This is a genomic window from Nostoc sp. ChiQUE01b, from assembly GCF_034531255.1.
Classification (GTDB): domain Bacteria; phylum Cyanobacteriota; class Cyanobacteriia; order Cyanobacteriales; family Nostocaceae; genus Nostoc.
The window spans coordinates 144,796-166,992 of record NZ_JAVRBM010000003.1 but is presented as its reverse complement, the minus strand read 5'-3'; the positions used below and the strand labels follow the sequence as shown (position 1 = coordinate 166,992).

Here is a 22,197-nt window from a genome sequence, read left to right as displayed (position 1 = left end):
TAGACTTAAGGAATACTTTTGTTGTCAGCTGAATAGGAAGGCGTAAATAATTAAAGGTTTGTAATAAGGACTTTAGTCCTCTCTTCTGTACGAGAGGCTGCGCCAACGAGACACTACGCGATTAAAAGTTGACACTGAAATTTACCATTCGGCTAAAGCGATCGCTATTCCTTGTTTTAAATCTGGTGTGATTGCATCATTATTTACTAACTGCTGCAAATGTTGATATGTGGCTTCTCCATCCAAATTTTTTAGTGCTGCGATCGCATGTAGTCTCACCGATGCATTAGAATCGCCTAATAGCGAAATCAATGGTTCAATTGCCTGCATTTCGCCTAACTGTCCTAAAGATAAAGCGATCGCACTTTTGATGCTGGCAATTTCTGTGGCTGGATGCTGGGATCGCAGTATTTGCAGTAATATTTCTGTCGCTGGTGTAGTTAACTGCGGTTTTTGCACTCGTCCCAAAACTGTGATAATTTCTTCCCATACTGTCTCGGAAGTGCTTTGATTCAGTGCTGTTTGCAAATATTCCAAACTTGATAACGTTCCTACCCAACTTAAAGCGCGGATGGTTTCTAATTGCAGCGTTATCGGTGTCTGGGGTGAAATCAGCAAATCAAATAAGTATTTGGCAGCGTTATCACTACCCATCCGAGAAAGGGTAACTGCGGCTGCACAACAAACATCAAGGTTAAAGTCGTAAAGTTTGGGTTGCAGTCTCGTTATTAAATCTAATGCTTGGTCTAAGTCGGGGCGAAAACCTAAACCAAGCACTGCTGCACGCCTGACTGTGGCGGCTGTATCATCCAAAGCTTTTAACAATACTGGCGGTACACGTTGATCATGAAAACTGCTGATGGCTTCAATTGCGGCGGCGCGGATTGCTGCTTGTGGATCTTGCACTACACTTAACAGAGGCGTGATGGTTTCTGGTTGCCGAATACAACAAAGCGATCGCACTGCTAACAATCGTGTATTTTCATCTAATAGAAGTTCAGTTAGTGAAGCAATAGCAACAGTACCCATTTGTCCCAGTGCTGTAGCTGCGATCGCTTTGAGTTCTTCATCTTCATCAGTTTTCAACAATTCAACTATTGACGCGATCGCTTCTGGGTGTTGAAGTTCGCCCAAAGTCTTTGCTGCATACCAGCGCAATTCTTCTTCTGCATCTTCATCTTCTAATATTTCAATGAGCGGTGGGATAGCAATATTTCCCAGATGAGTCAACACCTTGGTAATTTCCCAACGTTGTTGAAAATCCCCCATCTCTAAAATTGAAAGTGCTAATTTCAGGAGATATTCTCGATTTTTAACTATCTCTGGATGTCCAGAGTTTGCCCCTAAAATTAACTGTTGCAAATCTTGAATTAGCGATGACCAATCAGCTGCATAATATGCTGCCTGTGCTTGCACTAAAAGCTGGTTGATATTATTCACAATACCCTAAATTTTGAATTATCTAGTACTCATGAGCAGAGATTAATCTATCATCTGACAGCAGGTCGAAAGCTTAGTACACGAGAATTTTTAAATTTTGAATTGTCTAAGCTGGCTTGACTACAACTGATATAAACATTCTGATGCCAAAACTGTAGGAACAATATCCTCACAGGATTACCTTACATATTTCAAACTTAGAAGATGGGCAAAACACTGTTGCGGAAATATCAAGTCCGGTATTGTACCTTTGAATTTAGAATCCCTTGTTCAAAAAGCCATTTTCGGTAAGCGAGGGATAGTCTATCGCTTGGCAGATGTATTTCTTTTTGTGAATCTAGAGAGAAATGTTGAGGACGTTGTGATTCAATTATTCGAGTATCTTGCTTGGAAATTGCGGCTTGAAATTCTAGAAAACTCGCATCAGTAACATCTTCACCAAACATTACTCCAAAAAGCAACCATAGCTGACTTTCATTCTCATCGATTGGTGTTATAGCACAGTAAATACTGAGGTAATCATTTGTCCCAATACCATTTTGAAAATATACAACCAAAGGATGAAAAATTTCATATCGGCAAGGAAGTAAAGTTACAACAACATCTTCATTGTTTTCGACTAAGAAATCTTTGAACCAGAACTTAAAATCCAAACAAATCCCACTACTACTTGCTTTCAATTCATCAAAAATTATTTCTGGATGATTTGATGTCGCAAATGTACCATGATGAGCAAAGGGAAAATGTGCAGGGTCTATAAAATTTTCTAGTACACGAAAAGGACTTGCTTGGATTCGATAAGGACCAGATAGAATCTTACGAGAAGCTGAATCTTCCCACTGTGGAAAGTGTGGAATGTCCCGTTTTGGTGTACCCATACACACCCAAATAATTCCGTACTTCTCTTGCACATGGTAAGTTTTGATAAACCCTCTATTTGGAGGCGGCTGGTCAGGAGTCGCGGGCAGTAATACGCATTTACCTTCGGTATTAAACTGTAGACCGTGATAGGCACAAGCAAGATTACCCTTTTCAATCCTTCCTAAAGAAAGACGCGCGCCTCGATGGGGACAAAAATCTTGCCAAGCAAATATTGTAGAGCCGTTGTGCCATAAAACTATGTCTTCAGAGAGCAGTCGCTTTGGTAAAACCGTCAAAGGTTGTAATTCTCTTGCATCTGCAACAATATGCCAATCATTCAACAAAGCTTGGTTTTGTCCCATAATATACACCTTAAAGGATGTTTTGAAAATCAAGGGGTGTGGCAGAGGTATATTGTGGACAAACGCTTTACTAACCTGAGCGATCGCCCGGAGGCGGAAGTACAATGTTTACAATAAAACTCGTGTAGATGTTTGTCAACACCTTATTAACCTCTTCATATAAATAATTATGAAGATATGAAGATAACAATTTATATTGAATTAGCGATGACCAATCAGCTGGATCACATGCTGCCTAAGCTTGCACCAAAAGCTGGTTAATATTACTCACAATACCCTGCTTGAATTATCAATCTTCTGCCTCCACTAGGTTGGCTTGACTACAACCGAATTACCCTCAATCTTGGCGGCGTAAGTTTTGAGTGCTTCTGTTGCTGGGCCTTTTTGCACTTTCCCATCGGCTGCATATTCTGAACCATGACAGGGACAAGCGAATTTTTTAGCATCAGCTTTCCATTCTACAGTGCAACCTGCATGAGTACACGTAGGATCAACAGCAGTTAGATTTCCGGCTTTAGATGTGCCGATTACCAGCACAGGCCCAGCAGGTGAGTTTTTTGCCAGCAATTGACCTGTTTTATCTAATTCTGCCGATGTACCTACTGTTTGCCAATCTTTAGATGCTGAAGTTGTTTGAGAAGAACAAGCTGCGATCGCTACAGGTAGAGAAGTTGCAATCCAACCCAAACCTACCCAATTAATAAAATCACGACGTTTCATAGCTGCTGAAATAATGTCTAATATTTTAGCTAAACCTCATCTACGTTGAGAACCGTAGTTTTTGCCCTCACCCTAAATCCCTCTCCCAAGTAGGGAGAAGGACTTCTTTCCGGCTCCTCTTCTCCCAATATTGGGAGAAGGGGCTGGGGGATGAGGGTTTTTTCTTTTCATACAGAAAGAACTACAGTTTTCAAGGTGGACGCGGTTTAACATCTGCTGCTCAATTTTAGATTTTAGATTAATAGACCTTTTGCATAAATCACAAATAAGAACCCCACCTCGCCAAAGCTATGCTTTGTCACTCCTTAGTGAGGGCAGGGGATTAAGGGGTGGGGTGTTAGGAAGTTTTGCAAGATATCTAATCTATGGCGATCCAAAATTACTTCAGTCATCTAAAATACCGTTGATTAAGGGTTCTACATCGTTCATTGATGACTTTAATGTAAAAAATGCATAATATTCATGCTTTTTTGGCAAAGTTTCCCAAAAAACGTAACATTTTATACGATTTTAACAAAAATCTCGCCTTAAAGTTATGAGTATCGAAATTGTTACATGAACATTATCTAAACCTGCTTGACAAATTCCCAAGATGTAAATGGCGACAAGTTTTCCTTAACTAACCACGGATTTGAAGTTTCGCGTTGGAATGTTCTTGAGTAAAAATAATCAGCCGTAGTTAAAGATTAAGTTTTTATTCCCTAACCCTCGTAGATACAGCATCTGATGTAACTACGGATTGATTGGTATTGGGAAATTACGACCACAGTTCCCGATCATATCAGTAATTTGCAACGAGATTCAGCTTTATGACAGACACAGCAACTACCACTAGTCTTAATAAGTTCGAGAAATTAAAAGCAGAAAAAGATGGACTCGCCATCAAGAGTGAGATAGAGAAATTTGCCGCCTTGGGTTGGGAGGCGATGAACGAAACAGATCGCGATCATCGACTCAAATGGGTAGGCGTGTTTTTTCGCCCAGTTACCCCAGGCAAGTTTATGATGCGGTTGCGGATGCCTAATGGTATTCTCACAAGCAGCCAGATGCGTGTTTTGGCCCAAGTAGTGCAGCGTTACGGTGATGATGGTTGCGCTGATATTACTACGAGACAGAATATTCAATTACGGGGGATTAGGATTGAAGATTTACCAGATATCTTTAATAGATTTCACGCAGTTGGTTTAACCAGCGTCCAGTCAGGGATGGATAACGTCCGCAACATTACAGGCGATCCTGTGGCGGGGTTAGATGCAGATGAGTTGTACGATACGCGAGAGTTGGTACAGCAAATTCAAGATATGCTCACCAATAAAGGGGAAGGAAACCCAGAATTTAGCAACTTACCACGGAAGTTTAATATTGCGATCGCAGGTGGAAGAGACAATTCAGTTCATGCTGAAATTAACGATTTGGCTTTTGTGCCAGCATTTAAGGAAGGGAGTGGGGAATGGGGAGTGGGGAGTGGGGGAGATGAGGGAGCAGGGGGAGCAGGGGGAGCAGGGGGAGCAGGGGAAGCAAGTAAACAAATATCATCTCCCTCATCTCCCTCATCTCCAGTCTTTGGCTTCAATATCCTTGTGGGTGGCTTTTTCTCAGCTAAACGCTGTGAGGCGGCGATTCCTTTGAATGCTTGGGTGGCTCCAGAAGATGTGGTAGCTGTATGTAGAGCGGTTTTGGAAGTATTTCGAGACCATGGCCCGCGTGCTAATCGGCAAAAATCGCGCTTGATGTGGCTAATCGATGAATGGGGTTTAGAAAAGTTTCGAGCAGAAGTAGAAAGCCGTTTGGGTAAATCATTAATATCCGCAGCAGCAAAAGACGAAATCGACTGGGAAAAACGCGACCACATCGGGGTATATAAACAAAAACAAGCAGGATTAAATTACGCAGGTTTACACATTCCTGTCGGTCGGTTGTATGCCGAAGATATGTTTGAAATTGCCCGTCTAGCAGAAGTTTACGGCACTGGTGAAATTCGTTTTACAGTTGAGCAAAACATTGTTATCCCGAATATAGCTGACTCGCGTCTAGCAACATTTTTAACAGAGTCTTTGCTGGAAAGATTTTCTATTGCTCCAGCTTTGCTGACGCGATCGCTAGTATCTTGCACAGGCGCACAATTTTGCAACTTTGCCCTCATCGAAACCAAAAACCGCGCCCTGGCGATGATTAAAGCCCTAGAAGAAGAGTTAACCTTCACCAATCCAGTGCGAATTCACTGGACAGGTTGCCCCAACTCCTGCGGACAACCCCAAGTTGCAGACATCGGCTTGATGGGAACTAAAACTCGCAAAAATGGCAAAACCTTGGAAGGCGTTGACATATATATGGGTGGCAAAGTTGGCAAAGACGCTCATTTGGGAACTTGCGTCACCAAAGGCATACCATGCGAAGACTTGCAGCCAATATTACAAGACTTACTCATCAAAAACTTTGGGGCAAAACTCAAGCACGAAACCTTAGTAGTTAGTAACTGATTGGGCATTGGGCATGGGACATTGGGCATTGGGCAAAACTCATACTTCAACCTTAAAGGCTCAACTTCCGGGATAAAAGGTGCAACTTCCAAGCTCAAAGGTGCAACTTCCGAGTTAAAAGGCTCAACTTCCGAGATAAAAGGTGCAACTTCCGAGCTCAAAGGTGCAACTTCCGAGCTCAAAGGTGCAACTTCCGAGCTCAAAGGCTCAACTTCCGAGATAAAAGGTGCAACTTCCGAGATAAAAGGCTCAACCTTCGAGTTAAAAGGTGCAACTTCCGAGTTCAAAGGCTCATCTTCTCTGTATTTTATTCAATTAGAAAGATTAGAATGCTTAAAAACTTATTTTCATTTAGCGATCGCTACCGGATATTACATCAGACTTGGTTTGCTTTCTTTCTCACCTTTGTTTGTTGGTTTAACTTTGCCCCCTTCGCTACAACCATTGGCAGAGAACTACATCTAGCACCAGAACAAATCAAAACTTTAGGCATTTGTAACCTTGCCCTCACAATTCCTGCACGACTAATTATTGGGATGCTTCTGGATCGTTTTGGCCCCAGAATCACCTACTCAATCCTGCTGATGTTTGCGGTTATTCCCTGTTTGGCAACGGCGCTTGCGCAAGATTTTAATCAACTAGTCATCAGTCGTTTGCTGATGGGAATTGTCGGATCTGGGTTTGTTGTGGGTATCCGCATGGTAGCCGAATGGTTTCAGCCGAAGGAGATGGGAATTGCCCAAGGTATTTATGGCGGTTGGGGTAACTTTGGGGCTTTTGGTGCAGAATTTGCCTTGCCGATAATTGCAGTTTCTACAAGCTTTTTCGCTGGTGGTGCTTCTAACTGGCGGTTTGCGATCGCATTTACAGGGATTATTGCAGCTATCTACGGCGTAATTTATTACAACAGTGTCCAAGATACGCCCACAGGTAAAGTCTATAAGAAACCAAAGAAAAATGGAGCTTTAGAAGTAACCAGCGTCAAAAGTTTTTGGGCGATGATTCTCTCAAATTTTGGTTTAATTTTTGCCTTGGGTTTATTAGCTTGGCGTTTGGAACAAAAGAACATTCACTTTTTAACTTTGAGCCAAATGTATCTGACTTGGTTACTATTAGCAGGATTATTTGCTTACCAAAGTTACAAAGCTTGGCAGATAAATCGAGAACTTCTAATTGGTAGAAAAACCTACGCTCCATCTGAACGCTTTCAATTTGGTCAAGTAGCCTTACTCGAATTCACTTATATAACTAACTTTGGCAGCGAATTGGCAGTTGTTTCCATGCTCCCGGCATTCTTTGAAAAAACTTTTGCTTTAGAACATGTTGTCGCTGGAATGATTGCTGCTACCTATCCATTCTTAAATTTGATTTCTCGTCCTAGTGGTGGTTTAATTTCTGATAAATTTAACTCCCGTAAGTGGACAATGACAATTATCAGTGCTGGCATTGGTGTTAGCTATTTGATGGCACATTTTATTAGTAGTAGCTGGCCCATTCCGCTAGCGATCGCAGTTACAATGTTTGCCGCTTACTTTGCCCAAGCTGGCTGCGGTGCAACCTATAGCATCGTCCCCCTAATTAAGAAAGAAGCCACTGGACAAATTGCCGGTAATGTGGGAGCTTACGGTAATTTTGGCGGCGTAGTTTACCTGACAATTTTCAGCTTAACTGATGCTCCAACACTATTTTCCACAATGGGTTTAGCTGCACTAGTCTGCGCTTTTATGTGTGCCTTTTTCCTCAAAGAACCAAAAAGTTCCTTTGCCACTGCATTTGAAGGTGAATTACCAGAAACCGCAAGGAAAAACCCTATCTTCTTAACTGAAGAATAATCAACTGAAGAGTAAACAAAAAGATCCCCGATTTCTTGAAGAAGTCGGGGATCTGAGCCTCGTCGCTACATCTGAGGTTGCAAAATCAAAATAACAAAATGGTACAACTGCCATGAGTGAATTTACCAAAACTCTCTGTCCCTACTGTGGTGTTGGCTGTGGTTTAGAAGTTTCACCTCCAGCCCAACTTGGCAAAGCAACTAATCGAGATAGCCAAGGAAATCCAACTTGGCGGGTGCGGGGTGACAAAGCCCATCCATCCAGCCAGGGTATGGTTTGCGTCAAAGGTGCAACGATCGCAGAATCTTTAGATAAAAATAGATTACATTACCCAATGGTGCGAGACTCCTTAGATCAAGAGTTTCGGCGCGTTAGTTGGGATGAAGCTTTTAATATCATCACGCAGCGCATTCAAACTATCCGCTTCACCCAAGGGACAGAAGCCTTATGTATGTATGGTTCCGGTCAGTTTCAAACCGAGGATTATTATATAGCCCAGAAACTCATGAAAGGCTGTCTGGGTACTAATAATTTTGATGCCAACTCTCGCTTATGTATGTCTAGTGCGGTGGCTGGATACATTCAAAGCTTTGGTTCCGATGGGCCGCCATGCTGTTACGATGACTTGGAGTTAACCGACTGTGCATTTCTAATTGGTACTAATACAGCCGAATGTCACCCCATCGTTTTCAATCGACTGGAGAAGTATCACAAAAAGAACCGCAAAGTCAAAATGATTGTGGTTGATCCCCGTTGTACACCAACTGCAGAAGCCGCTGATTTGCATTTAGCGATTCGTCCCGGTACAGATATCGACTTATTGAACGGCATCGCTCACTTGTTGATGCGCTGGAACTACATTGATACGATGTTCATGGACGACTGCACCAGCAACTTTCCGGCTTATGCTGAGGTGATTCGCCACTATCCGCCAGAAGTGGTGGCTCGTCAATGTGGGATCAGTATTGAAGATTTAGAAACAGCAGCCCGCTTATGGGGTCAATCACAGCGAGTACTGTCTTTGTGGTCAATGGGTGTGAATCAATCCTCAGAAGGGACGGCTAAGGTAAGAACGATCATTAACCTGCACCTGATGACTGGACAGATTGGCAAACCTGGAACTGGCCCTTTTTCCCTGACTGGTCAGCCGAACGCGATGGGAGGTCGGGAAGCCGGAGGTTTGGCGCATTTATTACCAGGTTATCGGACGGTGAAAAATCCTCAGCACCGTGCAGAAGTTGAAGAGTTTTGGGGACTCAAGCCAGGACAAATTTCGCCCAATCCCGGTTTAAGTGCTTGGGACATGATTACTGGCTTAGAAAATGGCGCTGTAGAGTTACTATGGATTGCGGCTACCAACCCAGCTGTGAGTATGCCAGATTTAGAGCGGACTAAAAAAGCATTGTTGCGATCGCCTTTCACTATTTACCAAGACGCATATTATCCCACAGAAACCTCTACCTACGCTCACATTTTACTACCAGCAGCCCAGTGGGGTGAAAAAACTGGCGTGATGACAAATTCCGAACGGATGGTAACTCTGTGTTCAGCATTTCGCCAACCGCCAAGAGAAGCGAAAGCCGATTGGGAAATTTTTGCCGAAGTTGGACGTAGATTAGGTTTTGAGAAAGAATTTGCCTTTGCTAACTCCGCCGAAGTTTACGCTGAGTTTGTCAAATTAACTAAAAATCGCCCCTGCGATATGACAGGTATCAGTCATGCGCAATTGCAAGCAGAAGGCCCGACTCAATGGCCTCATCCTGAAAAAAGTGATGAGTTAAGAGTTAGGAGTTATGAATTAGAATCTTCAACTCCAAACTCCTCACTCCTCACTCCAAACTCCTCACTCCAAACTCCAAACTCCTCACTCCAAACTCCTAACTCCAAACGCCTCTACACCAATCTCCACTTCCACACCCCTGACGGACGCGCTCGATTTGGGGCATATTACTCCAAGGGATTGGCAGAACCACCAGATCCAAATTATCCGTTTGTGCTAACTAATGGACGACTTTACGGACACTGGCATACGCAGACACGCACCGGTCGAATTGAAAAAATTTCTAAAATGCATCCCGAACCGTTTATCGAAATTCATCCCCGTGATGCTGCTCGGTTAGGTATTGTCGATAGTATGTATGTGGAAGTGCGATCGCGTCGGGGTAAAGCAAAGTTTCCTGCTAAAGTGACAAAAGCGATCGCGCCTGGTACAGTTTTTGTCCCTATGCACTGGGGTTCGCTGTGGGCAGATAATGCCGAAGCCAACGCCCTCACCCATCCAGAATCTTGCCCCGATTCGCTGCAACCAGAATTAAAAGCCTGTGCTGTGCAATTAATACCAATTTCGGTGGAGGTTCCCATCAAAGATTATCAACTCCAGTCTTCACAATGGTAAGCTGCAAAGTGGAGATCAAAAGTAGTAATTTATAACCAGCAATAGGTAATTTCGTCAATAATCAATAGTCAATAGTTATTATCATTTTTTCTAACTCTCTAATTTTGACTGTTACCAATTAGTATATTTAGAGAAGTGAAATTCTAGTAATTATAGGTTTTACTAGAGTTATACTCTGTCCATTAATTACGAATTAGTAATTATTCGGTCATCAGCAAGTTTTTTGGCAAGGTCAAAGAGTTGCAAAACTTAATTACGAATTACGAATTATTCTTAATCCTTTAGATTTATCTATGGGATTTTCTTTTATTTAAAAATTGGGTGCAGCGAATGAAAAAGTTACTGAGGGAAATTCTAGGGGCTACCAAAGATGAGAACTTCATGCACATCGTTGAAAACATAGAGGTGCTAGTTTCTAAAGTTCTATCTATTTTTATGGTGATCGTAATTTTGGTAGCGATCGGAGATTTGGGAATATTTATTGTCAAAGAGTTATTTACAACCCCTTACGCCAAGTTTAACACAACATTATATAAAATATTTGGGCTATTTTTGAATATTTTAATCGCTTTAGAAATTTTAGAAAATATTACAGCATATTTACGAAGGCATGTTTTTCAAGTTGAATTAGTTATTGTTACTTCTTTAATTGCTGTTGCCAGAAAAATTATTATTCTTGATTTAGAAAAAATTGGAGGTATTGATATAATTGGTCTAGGTATAGCTATTCTTGCCTTATCAATTAGTTATTTGATAATTCGTCTCAGTAATTCCAAAAATGCAAGTTAATTCAAGGGGGCAGTGTTTCGACTACGCTCAACAACTAGGCAGAAAGCGACAGCATAATGAGCTAATTTTAAATACTTTCTTATGACAGATTTCTTTCAATTTGAAGCAGACTTTGTTGATTCCCTGCGCTGCATCCCCATGCAGGTGCGTTGTAAATTAGATACCTGTGGCATCAAGCTAAAATTGTCTGATTGGAATCAAATGACGACAGATGAGCGTCAAGCTTTAGTGGAATTACCTTGCACTACAGAAACGGAAATTCAGTCTTACCGCGAGTATATCGAGCAATTAATCATACAACGCACAGGTATACCAGCTACAAAATTGCCCATTGAGCCTCATCCTGCATGGCTAGACTCTGCCACTGTACCAGCTAGCCTTCAGGAAAAAGCTCAGGAAATAGGTGTAACTCTAACACAGCAAAATTGGGCAGGTTTAACACCCTTACAGCGTTTTGCCTTGATTAAACTCAGCCACCCAGGACATGAAAACAAAAATTTTCCTAGAGCGATCGCAGAATTTCATCTGTTTTAATTAGACAATAGTCTTTAAAAGAAAAAATTTACAGAGCGATGGCTACGCCCGCCGCAGGCATCGCAAACCTTTTTGGTCTACTGTTATAGCAAGGGACTGGGGACTGGGGATGGTGGGGTCCCCTCTGGGGATAAGGGGTAATGGGGACTGGGTGAAAAGTCTCTTTGTGTCTAGGTTTCATCGTCTATTAATGTCCTATGACAGTTTTGCGTAGACGCTCTTAGGGGCTTGTCGTAGACATCGCTCTATTCGTTCACCCACAACAAAAGTTTTTGAAAGGCAGATTAAAAGCTAATTTTAGCTCTTTGTACTCCTAAGTGCAAATGAAGGACTGATGAGGCTTCTGGAAAACTTTTCGGTCTAATGACATTACAAAACTAAATGTGTTGTAATGTATCAAAAATTCATGGGGATGCTAACGCCTAAAATAGCTGACTCTAAACTAATATTTACTTTATATAGCGTTTTCCAATAAAAGTGGGGTTAAGCTGTACCTCATCTGCATAAAACAGAGGTTTATCTCTCCTCTCCATGAATTGCCAGAGTGATTTCAATATTTACTTCACGTTACGCACCTGGCAAGCACTATAAACAACTATTGACAAAAGATGAGGGTAAAAAAATATGGCTGCAAAGAAACTTTTGATGCTTGTTGGAGACTATGTAGAAGACTATGAAGTAATGGTTCCTTTTCAGGCGTTGCAAATGGTAGGCCACACTGTCCATGCAGTTTGCCCCGACAAAAAAGCTGGCGATAAGGTGCGGACAGCAGTTCATGACTTTGAAGGAGACCAAACTTACAGCGAAAAACCCGGACACAATTTTACTTTAAATGCTACCTTTGCAGAAGTAGAAGCCGCAACCTACGATGCCATAGTCATTCCCGGAGGACGAGCACCAGAATACATCCGCCTGAATCAGCAAGTATTAGAAATCACCCGTCACTTTGCCCAAGCGAATAAACCGATTGCTGCCATCTGCCACGGCTTGCAGATATTGGCAGCTGCTGATGTACTGCAAGGTAAGAGATGTACTGGCTACCCTGCTTGTAGCCCAGATATCAGGAGTGCTGGAGGGATCTATGTTGATATCTCTGTCGATCGGGCAATAGTTGATGGTAACTTGGTGACAGCACCAGCTTGGCCTGCTCACCCGCATTGGCTAGCAGAATTCCTCACAGTACTTGGAACTAAGATTGAACACCCAGAACTGACTACAGTTGTTTGAGACAAGATACCGGAAATCTTTTGCTTCAATCTTCATAACAGTTTCTTCCCCTACTTCCAACACCAAAAGAGCTTTGGCAAAAACAATTAACAACAGACGACTGAAAATTATATATTTTTGAAATGGAACTAAATGCAGTAAAAAATACTATTTTTTAATAAATTGCAGTGAGTTTAATTTGCAGCTACGATGTCAAAAGTACAGCATTGAGACAATCTGATTTATCCTCGTAACAAGCCAGTTTGAGGACAAACTCTCAGCAAATGGAATACTTCTTTACATGAGGTGAAACAATTTCAAATTTTGCATCAATAATTTTAAATTTCTTAGCAGTAAGTGAAGCTATAGTGGATTTAGCAATGCTGCTGCTAATGTGGCTAAGGTTAGTCCTGCTGCCAAATTATGTGAAGAATTAGTTTAGAAACGCACTTCTTATCGATGACAGGCAAAAACGCAAGACATAATGCATTTCTGCGGCTAGTGTCTGGTAATGGGGCAGCTTTGGGAGCAGAATCTCGCTACTCGCTGCCCCCCAGTAAAGAGATGGTAATTGGACGCGACCCCAGCTGCCAAGTTGTCTTGGATGCCATGATGTACCGAATGGTATCTCGTCGTCATGCAGTGGTTCGTCCCCTTTCTCCATCCCCAGATAGCAAATTTAGCTGGGTGCTTTGTGACTTGAATAGTGCTAATGGCACTTATTTGAATGGACAACGCTTATATGAATGTCAGGAATTGCACCCGGGCGATCGCATTTCTCTAGGTGCTGATGGGCCGCAATACATTTTTGAATACGAGTATACCTCACTGACTCCGGCGACGACACTGAACCAAGTTACACCACTGCCTTCGGCGACGAACTACCACAACCACACGCAATTAAAGCAGCCAGATTCTGTTAGCTTCACCCAGCTTTTTCCGATTATTTCCACTGGTAAAGATTTAACTAGCAAAGCTTACCTTGTACCGGGAATACTGACCGTAATTTTTGTGGTGCTGATGTTCGCTACAGTCGGTCGGCCACAAGCTAATCAAGTGATTGTAGCAAGTTACATCGCTTTCGCTGCCTACTATTTTGTTTACCAACTTTGCGGTAAACAGAAGCCTTGGTGGGTGCTAATGGCTACGTCAGTGGGTACAATCCTGATTTTGCTCAGTCCACTATTGGATCTATTTATCTTCGTATTTCGCGGCGTTCTGCCTGGAAGCTTGCCCACACCCCAAGAATCTATCACCTTCACAGAGTTACTGGTGCGGATGTTTTTTGGCGCTGGGTTAATGGAGGAATTACTCAAGGCATTACCTGTACTAGGGGCTTTTGCCATCGGTAGAATGTTGTCTTCACCTTGGCGAGAACGCATCGGCATCTGGGAACCTCTAGATGGTATTCTCCTGGGAACGGCTTCTGCCGTTGGCTTCACTCTCTTGGAAACCCTCGGTCAGTATGTGCCTGATATCACTCAAAATGTCACGCAACAGGTGGGTATAGGGGCTGCTGGTCAACTGGCAGGTTTACAACTGTTAATTCCGCGAATTTTAGGCTCTGTAGCCGGACACATGGCTTATAGTGGCTACCTGGGTTATTTTGTCGGGTTGGCTGTCCTCAAACCTAGTAGAAGTTGGCAAATTCTGTCTATTGGTTATCTGAGTGCCTCTGCGCTCCACGCTCTCTGGAATGCTACAGGGTCAATCAATGCCTTACTGTTGGTAGTTGTTGGAGTGTTATCTTATGCCTTTTTGATGGCGGCAATTCTCAAGGCACGGGCGCTGTCACCAACGCGATCGCAAAATTTTGCTACCCGATTTCTTGGGCCAAAATAGGGGAGCAGGGGCTACTAAGTCAAAAGCTAAAAGTAAAAAGAAAAGAATTAAGACTTGATCAGCTCTATGCTTGCCCTTTAACTTTTGACTTTTAACTTCATCTTGGGAGCAGGATGAGAATAATAATTCCTGACAAATGACAAATGACCAATGACCAATGACCAATGACCAATGACCAATGACCAATGACCAATGACCAATACTTGAGTATTTACCTCTTAAGATAGATGGCCTAATTTGAAAATCAGCGTACCTTTTAACTTATTATGGGGTAAATATACTTACAAAAATAAAAATCATTAAATTTCTTCTTGCAAAAGTCTTGATTTTTGACTCTATATCTTTGCGTAAGGGAAACCAACATCTTTGCAAAAGACACCTCTGAATAAAGTGAACGCAAAGCGCGAGTTACACGAACACAACCTGTAATAAAAACTTTTTTATTCCCTACTCCCTAGTCCCCATTCACCATTCATAGTTCAGGTTGAGACTTGTTAAGTTCAGTAAAAGCATAAGAAGCGATCGCTAAACTAACCTTTGCTTTATCTACTTCTGATAAAGCTGTCCACTCGCTATTTTGAAGATTACTGAGTGCAGATACCGGGTTTTGCGATTCGCTACTTCGCATAGCGTAAGCAAAAGGACGAGCCAAAACGATCAAATCCTCTGTTCCCCAAGTTGGTAGTATTGTCTGAACGCACTCAACCAGTTGCTCGCTGATTAATTGGCGAGCCGCAAATATCTCAGCAGCTTTGGTGGCAATGGTGTTGAGCAATATTTGGGGGACACAGGCGGAAAAATTAGTACGTAATGTTTCTTGAAGGTTAAGCACTACTGCCTGTTGTCGGTTATCATTATGGTCAAGCGTAGAATTAATACTAGACCAAAGTGTATCTAGATGTCCGTAAAAATCTTGCGATCGCCTCATTAGTTCAACGCCCTGCAAATCTTCCATGCTGAACTGTTGTTCTAGTTCCTGAAAATAAGCTTCTGATTCATCATCACCTGGATTCCAGGGATAGTTAGCATCCTCTGGTTCTAGTAACGCTTCTAATAACTCTAAATCTACTTGAGATGGCAAAGAAGAGAAAGCGTCTGAGCCATTAATTTTGTGAGCCATATTTTGTTACCTGATGATTATTTGGTGGTATTGACAGCTACAAGTTCTCAGAGGAGATTTCCGCAAAAAAAGTTGATTTTTTCTCCAAAAAAACCAGATTTTAAAAGCTGATGCTAAAGACTCAAATTCGTTTAAATAATAGCTCTGCTAGGAGTCTTCAATCACAAACTCCCAGGTTTCACCTCTAGCACTTCCAAACTTTAACTGCATTCCCGATTTCAAAGGGACTTCCTCTCGGAGGATTTGTTGCCAGCCATTAGGACCTAAAAACCAGGTTGTCCCATAGGTGGAAAAATCTTGCAAATAATAAGTTCGCATCAGTGTAGCATCAGTAAGAGTGTTGCGGCAAAAGATTTCGGCGTGGCGTTTGGATACAGATGGTTCGGGGATGACGATATCATTGTCTCTCGTGCGGCCGATGCGGGTAACTCCATAACGCAGTAACCAGGTTTTACCTTTGGGAGTGAGCGATCGTAAACTTGCAGTTGGAAGCGAGGAACCTGCATCAGGAATGGCTGTATCTGGTAGTTCCGTAATACCTTCATCCAGATTCTTAATGAGTTCGCCATTAAAATCTGGATGCAGGTAGAGAACAGGCAAAGTCCAAGCAGGTTGATTAAATTTATACAGTGTTAACAACTCTTGCCTAGCCTGTGCTACGGCTTCATCAATTGGCTTGTGCGATCGCAAAGCTTCGGTAAAGGCTTGAATAAAACTATGGCTTTCGTGGTCAGCAATTTCATCGCGCATCCCCAAAACCGCAGGTACTCCATGACGAATCAATACTTCTGCTAAACTGCTGGCAGGGATAGCTTGATGATTGATCGCAGCTGGTTGTGCGCCCCAACAGGCGTTAAAAACTGCTAGTTTTACACCTGTACGGGTCAATACTTGCGCCAATTCTATGCCATTGAGGGGCATATCTGGTCGCAAAAACAGTAACCCTCCGTCTGGGTCTGGCAAACCATGTCCAGCGTAAAAGAAAATATTGTATTCTTTGGTTTCTAATTGATCAATCAACTGTTGTGGAGTTGGTTGGATGAGTTGATTCACTATACAAGGTGCATATCTTTGGGCATTACCAGGCGTATCTGCAAGAGCTTGCTGTAAGATAGCGGCTTCTTGTTCTAGTTGCAGTTTGTCATCATGACCTAAAACCAGCAGGATATTTAAAGCTTGGTCAGTTCGCAAATACGGTAACGCGTCGACTTCGGTGGTGGTGCGACTAAATAGTAAATCTTGCGACAGAGACATCGCCGATTGACCAGGCTGGCGCTGCATAATTTCCCAAGGGAAAGCGATCAGATCCGGGTCGCGAATTTCTAGTTGAAAGCGCAAACGTGTATGCTCACCCATAGCCATACCGTGACTGCGTTCTAGACTACCAAGAATTTGCCCGTCGAATACCCAGCGCCATAAATTCATTCCCAAATATTGCATCAGACGACTGCTGTAGGGGCCAGTAGTTTGCCCTGAAGGGGGTGAAATCCAATCTATAGGGAATGGGTTGGCCTTTTGAGATGTTGAGTTTGGGGAAATATCTAGGCGACCATGACCAGCAAACATCTGCTGCCATTCTTGCCAGATTTGGGTTAGTTCAACAGGCCATACACAGTCACGTAAAACGTAGCCACTGGGATACGGAGCCTTGACCACCCAAATGGCGAAGTTGTCAGTGCCAGTATTTACGAGACGGGCGATCGCCAAATTCAGGGATTGCATGGATTCATTAAACTAAAAGCTAAAAAAAATAATTTCAAATAACAATTATCCAAAGTGAAAATTTTCTACTTTTTTGACCTTGTAAGTTTTTTACTCTAATTGTTACCTGTTATTATTCCAGGTTTTTACCAGTTTATCGAGTATTTGATTAAGTTGAACTGGTGTCAGATGGTTCGGTAACTGGCGGTTGCGTAACAGTTCTACATGGATTTGGTGCGTCTGATTGTAAAACAACGCCAAAACGATTGACTTGGGAGGAGTTTAGCAATACTGTTGCTGGTAAAGGTTTTGAATTTGGTGGCACTGAGGTAGTTACAGCTGGGTTATTAGGATTAGCTGGAGTTTGGGTACTTTTATTATTGGCACAGACTCGCATAGACAGCAAAAAACTGCCAGAAGCAGGATTTGGATTTGATTTTTTCTCAATAACTTCTAAAAAAGTCCCACCAGGGAGTGATTGGTTGTTTCCCAAAGAGATGTCATTATTGGTTTTAATTACCCAACCAGGAGAAAGATTAGCTAGCGATCGCACTGTAGGTGTCGCTTCGATGCTAGGATTTTGAGTTTGTAATGGATTGGAAAAAATTGGAGAAGCCCCTGATGGCGATCGCAGTTGCTTGACAAACAATCCTAAAAAACCTGCTGCTACCACAAATAATAATGGAACTATCCACTGTAGGGGGAATTGACGAGTTTTAGCATGTTCAGTGTCTGGAAGCACCTGAGTTTTATGGTTTGGGCTGCCTAAAACTGTCGCATCTGTCGCCCTGGATGCTAAATCAACAGTTTTGGCAGAATAACTCTGGGGAATCACTGCTTGGATGGTGATTTCTGGTTCCCAATATTGGACTTGATAGTGAACTAAAGCGACGGTGACGTTATCGTGTCCATTTTTAGTATTAGCTATTTCGATTAATCTATCGGCAACAGTTGCTATATTTGCTTCCCCAACTAAAATCGGCAAAATTTCTGTTTCCCAGTACTCCTCCACCCGATCAAAGTCACTCAAACCATCGGATGTGAGCAGAAAAACAGCATCTTCATCGAGCATAAACCGTCCCGATGTGGGATGCAATGAAGTACTAGACCCCATCCCCAAAGCTTGGACTAGAGAACCAGCCGCACTCTGTTGTACTGCATCGCGGTAAATGGCATAACCGAGTCGCACTTCGCGGGAGGCGACATCATCATCGAGGGTAACTTGATAACAGCCGTGGCGTGTAATCCAATAGGCACGACTATCGCCAACGTGGGTAATGTACATTTCATGAGCAACAGGCAATGCCATGACTAAAGTCGTGCCCATACGTTGACGCCCTTGGCGATTTTCACCGTCATTGCGCTGACTGATTTTGTCGTTGGCCATTGCCACTGCCTTATCTAGGTCATTCAGCAGCAGTGAAGGATCTATGTGGTCGTAGGGAACCTTTGTGAGTTGTTGTACCTGCTGCTGGATGGTTTCAATGGCTAAATTTGAGGCGACATTGCCGCCCTCGTGTCCACCGATGCCATCACAGACTATTGCTAAAGCTGTTGGCTGGGGTGGTTTGCTCACTAGAGTTCCACTAGGAGGGCTACAGGCATCTTCGTTACGTTGACGACTTGGCCCGGTGTCGGTTTTGGTGATAATTTGGATCGTGGGTGTTTGCGATCGCCCTAACCCAGCCAGTCCCCGATCTAAAACTCCGACTAATTGATCGGTTGAATTAATCTCTCCCTGAATTAAAGCAAGGCTAACGCTATTAACAAATTCTGCGATCGCTGGTTTGGCAGTGCTGACCAACTGCTGCCAAAATTCACCTAATTGGGGCAATTCTGGTGATGTGGCGCTGTCAAAACGCAATTCCAACAAACGTACTAACGATCCTTCTACCCGTAATACATCAGAGTCAAGTAAGCTAGAAGCAACACCTTCACTTACCAGAGGTTGCCACAGATGAGCTATTTGCCATAACCAATTTAGTTGGCGCATTGATGTTGCATCACGCCAAGCGGTGGTTAACTCGCTTCCCAAATGTACTTGTTGGGTAGTGTCATCTAGTAATAGTGGCGGTTTTTCTAAGAGTAATATTTCTCGGTGCGAAGATCCGTCAGCAACAAAAAGCACTCCATATACCTGCGGTACGTGTAAACGGTAGGGAATCAGTCTCAGGTACGCTTTTAGAGGCTGCAAATTATCTAACTCAGGCGTTAGCGCTAATAAACCGGGCTTCGTATCTAAAAGAACAAATTTATCAAGGATTAAATAGCGATCGGCTAATATTTCTCCAGGGCTACCCACACTTGGGCTATCTACCACAGCCCAGAGATAATTTTTGGGTAAGGGCGTGGAACATCGCTGGCAAAACTTGTGAATCAGGGGGTTGGCAGCCTGACAATTTTCGTTTGGACAGTAGAGCGTTGCCGCGTCATTTTCCATAGTTTTCGCACCGATCAGCGATTGGCAATTTCTTTAATAGCATTAGTAGGGACAATCTAGACCGCTCATCTTTCTTAAACTTGACATACCCAGACTTTAGATGATGATTTTAGCTGACGGACAGCAGGTGCTAATATTTATCCGATCCAAAAAATACGCTCCCAACTCAACCCTACAGCCTAATCATAGCTTCTATTGCCCTGTGACTCTCCATCGCCAAAGCAACTAACTCCAACCCTGTCACCACAGCATAACCCAAGCATAACTGCGCGATTTGCTTTTGGTAAATTATCCCATCATTAACAGGCAGATAATGTTGGTATTTATTTAGTTTATAAATAGGATAGCAAGAATTAACTTTAATTAAGAATTAAGAATAGCAAATATTAATTTTGGCAAAAGTACTTGATAAATGCAGTAACTCTAAAAATCTCTTGAGGACTGCTGTTGGTGGCAGGGGAGCAGAGGAGAGTTCTCGTACAACAAGTTCTTTCCCGTCTGCCCCTCTGCCTCTGAAGCCCCTCAAGCTTGTGAGAAATGCGGGTTATTGTTTATCGTCAATGGCAACTTGAGGGACGCCCATGCTGTAGTTAGTAACACGGGCAGAAAGATTGTAGCTGACTTCGCCGAGTTGCAGAAGCGATCGCAGATAATGCTCTAAGTCTGACCCCACACGGCGCAAGTTATAGTCTGTGAGGTCTGCACCACTAGATGCTTCTACTAGTTCATCAAATTTTCGATAAATTTTTTGCAGTGCATCTTCATTCCAATTAAATTCGTTATCTGGGTCAACATCTAAGGTTAAGACTTGTTGGCTAGGAACTAAATCGCCATCCCGGTCAATTTCACCTGCAAAAATGCGGATATGCCGGGTTGTGGACTTGAGCAGCATCGGGTTATCCATAAAAAGGTGTAAGATTTGCGTGGATTACACTGAAATTATTGTAGACGTTATATCCAAGCTTGAATGCTCTAAATTTAAAAGCTTTGAATGCTGTTTTAAAAGGGTATATTGAATGGGCATAAGTAAAAATATCACCTTTACTGATGAGTTTGCTACTTCTGTTATGAGTTGAAGATATATTTAACTGCTAGTACTGACAGTAGTCAAATTATTTTTCTGTAAAAATTAATGGGTTGAGTATTTTCAGTTGGTGTAGTAATCTGACCTACTGTTAAAATTTTTCTACTCGACTAAGCCCAGAAGACAGTATGGATAGGCGCTTGGGAGGAATAATTTGTTCTGTGTACATTTTTTTTGGGAGAACAAAAGTTTTGACATTAATAATTATGCCGATCAATTTCTTTGGAATTTTCTATCGCAAAAAACGTACATCAAGTAATTTCACGCAATAGCGCTACATCGACTGCTGGCTTTAATAAACTCAAAAAAAATAAGCGGTTTTACTTACGTATAAACACTAAAATTAGAGTAACAAGTCAACCTGTTATTGACGTTCATATAAAGTTGATGTAAACACCTTTAAAAAGGTTCAACAACTTCTTACAGAAACTTTATTGTGTAGAATCTTAAAAACTGAATAATAGTTATGGCTTACCATAAGCTACATCTGGCACAAAAACGTCACAATCTAGACACTGAAAATCTAGCTCGAAAATACACCACAGGAGAGTGAAATAGAATACAAAGGTGATTGATGAAGAAAAATTCTTAATTCAAGCACTTTGGATTCAAAAGGGATATAAAGAATTTTTGCGGGACATCTACCTCCTTACCCTCATAACAACCAAGTAAAGGAATCTCAATAAGCTATGAACTCCAAAGCATTACCACGCCAGATAAATAATCTCGAAGTAGGTGTTTATGAGTGTGAAATACATCTCAAATTCCGGTTGATTGAGGAAAAGAGTCTATTGAGCGATCGCGAGCAACTCTTACAGGTGTTACTTGATGCTTTAACCGAAGGTTCTGATGACTTTCTAGAAACGCTACAAGCGTCTGTTAAAGCCCAGGAAGTGTCTGAGTTTAAAGCCTCGCCTCAAATGCGACGTCAGCTAATGCGCTTGCGTAATGTCGCTGAAAATTCTCCAATCTAAAGGTGTAATTTAAGTAGTGAAAAACGTGAATTGGGCATCAAATTAAATGTTGATCCCATACCCCCGTTGCCATAAAAACTAAGCAGTCAGTAGATTTCATAAAATATTTTGATTTCTACTTTGTGAAAGTCTTATTTAGCAGCACAAAGTCCCAGGAACAGTTTCCGCTATTAAAAACTTTGTAGCAAAGGGTACTGGTAGAATCTAAAAGCAAATTCAGCCGGGTGCATTTTACCGAGTTTTTATCAAAACATTGCAGAATAATAAAACCCTGTGTCTTTACAGATGGGGAATTGGACAACAGGCGCAAATCAAATGAAAAACTAAAAGACCAAAGTAAAAATAAATAACCTTTCTTTTAGCTTTTTGCTGAAGCTAAGTGCCTGATTTGCTGAAATACTTATGTTTTATCTATTA

The 22,197-nt window shown here is 42.2% G+C and carries 16 protein-coding genes; 9 read left to right on the top strand and 7 right to left on the bottom strand.

Annotation, left to right across the window (positions count from 1 at the left end; translation table 11 throughout):
* Positions 1-141: 141 nt before the first annotated feature.
* The 3 genes from RMY63_RS03625 to RMY63_RS03615 all read right to left on the bottom strand — a co-directional run bounded on the left by RMY63_RS03625 (position 142) and on the right by RMY63_RS03615 (position 3,383).
* Positions 142-1,443 carry a HEAT repeat domain-containing protein gene (locus tag RMY63_RS03625; protein WP_322727431.1) on the bottom strand — a complete coding sequence of 434 codons (1,302 nt, stop codon included), beginning with the start codon at positions 1,441-1,443 and terminating at the stop codon, positions 142-144.
* Positions 1,444-1,670: 227 nt separating this feature from the next.
* Complete coding sequence (locus tag RMY63_RS03620; protein WP_322727388.1) at positions 1,671-2,768, bottom strand: aromatic ring-hydroxylating dioxygenase subunit alpha; 1,098 nt, start codon at positions 2,766-2,768, stop codon at positions 1,671-1,673.
* Positions 2,769-2,969: 201 nt separating this feature from the next.
* Positions 2,970-3,383 (bottom strand): ubiquinol-cytochrome c reductase iron-sulfur subunit, encoded by a 414-nt coding sequence (locus RMY63_RS03615; RefSeq protein WP_322727387.1) that lies wholly within the window; start codon positions 3,381-3,383, stop codon positions 2,970-2,972.
* Between the two features lie 809 nt (positions 3,384-4,192).
* Here RMY63_RS03615 and RMY63_RS03610 point away from each other — a divergent pair.
* The 8 genes from RMY63_RS03610 (at position 4,193) to RMY63_RS03575 (ending at position 14,461) form a co-directional block, all read left to right on the top strand.
* Positions 4,193-5,863 carry a ferredoxin--nitrite reductase gene (locus tag RMY63_RS03610; RefSeq protein ID WP_322727386.1) on the top strand — a complete coding sequence of 557 codons (1,671 nt, stop codon included), beginning with the start codon at positions 4,193-4,195 and terminating at the stop codon, positions 5,861-5,863.
* Complete coding sequence (locus RMY63_RS03605; protein ID WP_322727385.1) at positions 5,864-6,328, top strand: hypothetical protein; 465 nt, start codon at positions 5,864-5,866, stop codon at positions 6,326-6,328.
* Positions 6,232-7,695 carry a NarK family nitrate/nitrite MFS transporter gene (locus RMY63_RS03600; protein ID WP_322727430.1) on the top strand — a complete coding sequence of 488 codons (1,464 nt, stop codon included), beginning with the start codon at positions 6,232-6,234 and terminating at the stop codon, positions 7,693-7,695. The genes RMY63_RS03605 and RMY63_RS03600 overlap by 97 nt, the downstream gene beginning before the upstream one ends.
* Positions 7,696-7,807: 112 nt before the next feature.
* Positions 7,808-10,090 (top strand): nitrate reductase, encoded by a 2,283-nt coding sequence (locus tag RMY63_RS03595; protein ID WP_322727384.1) that lies wholly within the window; start codon positions 7,808-7,810, stop codon positions 10,088-10,090.
* A gap of 330 nt (positions 10,091-10,420) precedes the next feature.
* The gene (locus RMY63_RS03590) at positions 10,421-10,879 is read left to right on the top strand and encodes a phosphate-starvation-inducible PsiE family protein (protein WP_322727383.1); all 459 of its coding nucleotides are present in this window, start codon (positions 10,421-10,423) and stop codon (positions 10,877-10,879) included.
* An 81-nt stretch (positions 10,880-10,960) separates the two neighbouring features.
* Positions 10,961-11,413 (top strand): nitrate reductase associated protein, encoded by a 453-nt coding sequence (locus RMY63_RS03585; protein WP_322727382.1) that lies wholly within the window; start codon positions 10,961-10,963, stop codon positions 11,411-11,413.
* Between the two features lie 624 nt (positions 11,414-12,037).
* Positions 12,038-12,640, top strand: a complete 603-nt coding sequence (locus RMY63_RS03580) for a DJ-1/PfpI family protein (RefSeq protein ID WP_322727381.1) — start codon at positions 12,038-12,040, stop codon at positions 12,638-12,640.
* A 438-nt stretch (positions 12,641-13,078) separates the two neighbouring features.
* Complete coding sequence (locus tag RMY63_RS03575) at positions 13,079-14,461, top strand: PrsW family glutamic-type intramembrane protease (RefSeq protein WP_322727380.1); 1,383 nt, start codon at positions 13,079-13,081, stop codon at positions 14,459-14,461.
* Positions 14,462-14,933: 472 nt separating this feature from the next.
* On the opposite strand, the gene RMY63_RS03570 is transcribed toward RMY63_RS03575, so the two are convergent.
* The 4 genes from RMY63_RS03570 to RMY63_RS03555 form a co-directional block, all read right to left on the bottom strand.
* On the bottom strand, positions 14,934-15,581 hold the full coding sequence (locus RMY63_RS03570; protein WP_322727379.1) for a hypothetical protein: 648 nt from the start codon (positions 15,579-15,581) through the stop codon (positions 14,934-14,936).
* Positions 15,582-15,728: 147 nt separating this feature from the next.
* Entirely contained in the window at positions 15,729-17,303 is a 1,575-nt protein-coding gene (locus tag RMY63_RS03565; protein WP_322727378.1) for a CHAT domain-containing protein, read from the bottom strand.
* Positions 17,304-17,451: 148 nt separating this feature from the next.
* Positions 17,452-19,722, bottom strand: coding sequence for a protein phosphatase 2C domain-containing protein (locus RMY63_RS03560; RefSeq protein ID WP_322727377.1), 2,271 nt, complete (start codon positions 19,720-19,722; stop codon positions 17,452-17,454).
* Between the two features lie 544 nt (positions 19,723-20,266).
* Positions 20,267-20,626 carry an NAD(P)H-quinone oxidoreductase subunit M gene (locus tag RMY63_RS03555; RefSeq protein ID WP_094350943.1) on the bottom strand — a complete coding sequence of 120 codons (360 nt, stop codon included), beginning with the start codon at positions 20,624-20,626 and terminating at the stop codon, positions 20,267-20,269.
* Positions 20,627-21,495: 869 nt separating this feature from the next.
* Between RMY63_RS03555 and RMY63_RS03550 the strand changes: the two genes are divergently transcribed.
* A complete protein-coding gene (locus RMY63_RS03550) occupies positions 21,496-21,780 on the top strand; it encodes an Npun_R1517 family heterocyst differentiation transcriptional regulator (protein ID WP_322727376.1) in 285 nt (94 codons plus the stop codon).
* Positions 21,781-22,197: the final 417 nt, after the last annotated feature.

What these genes read in the sequence shown, in the direction of transcription:
- RMY63_RS03615 (WP_322727387.1), bottom strand. Translation starts at nt 3,383, where the DNA reads ATGAAACGTCGTGATTTTATTAATTGGGTAGGTTTGGGTTGGATTGCA.
- RMY63_RS03610 (WP_322727386.1), top strand. Translation starts at nt 4,193, where the DNA reads ATGACAGACACAGCAACTACCACTAGTCTTAATAAGTTCGAGAAATTA.
- RMY63_RS03595 (WP_322727384.1), top strand. Translation starts at nt 7,808, where the DNA reads ATGAGTGAATTTACCAAAACTCTCTGTCCCTACTGTGGTGTTGGCTGT.
- RMY63_RS03590 (WP_322727383.1), top strand. Translation starts at nt 10,421, where the DNA reads ATGAAAAAGTTACTGAGGGAAATTCTAGGGGCTACCAAAGATGAGAAC.
- RMY63_RS03585 (WP_322727382.1), top strand. Translation starts at nt 10,961, where the DNA reads ATGACAGATTTCTTTCAATTTGAAGCAGACTTTGTTGATTCCCTGCGC.
- RMY63_RS03580 (WP_322727381.1), top strand. Translation starts at nt 12,038, where the DNA reads ATGGCTGCAAAGAAACTTTTGATGCTTGTTGGAGACTATGTAGAAGAC.
- RMY63_RS03575 (WP_322727380.1), top strand. Translation starts at nt 13,079, where the DNA reads ATGACAGGCAAAAACGCAAGACATAATGCATTTCTGCGGCTAGTGTCT.
- RMY63_RS03570 (WP_322727379.1), bottom strand. Translation starts at nt 15,581, where the DNA reads ATGGCTCACAAAATTAATGGCTCAGACGCTTTCTCTTCTTTGCCATCT.
- RMY63_RS03565 (WP_322727378.1), bottom strand. Translation starts at nt 17,303, where the DNA reads ATGCAATCCCTGAATTTGGCGATCGCCCGTCTCGTAAATACTGGCACT.
- RMY63_RS03560 (WP_322727377.1), bottom strand. Translation starts at nt 19,722, where the DNA reads ATGGAAAATGACGCGGCAACGCTCTACTGTCCAAACGAAAATTGTCAG.
- RMY63_RS03555 (WP_094350943.1), bottom strand. Translation starts at nt 20,626, where the DNA reads ATGGATAACCCGATGCTGCTCAAGTCCACAACCCGGCATATCCGCATT.
- RMY63_RS03550 (WP_322727376.1), top strand. Translation starts at nt 21,496, where the DNA reads ATGAACTCCAAAGCATTACCACGCCAGATAAATAATCTCGAAGTAGGT.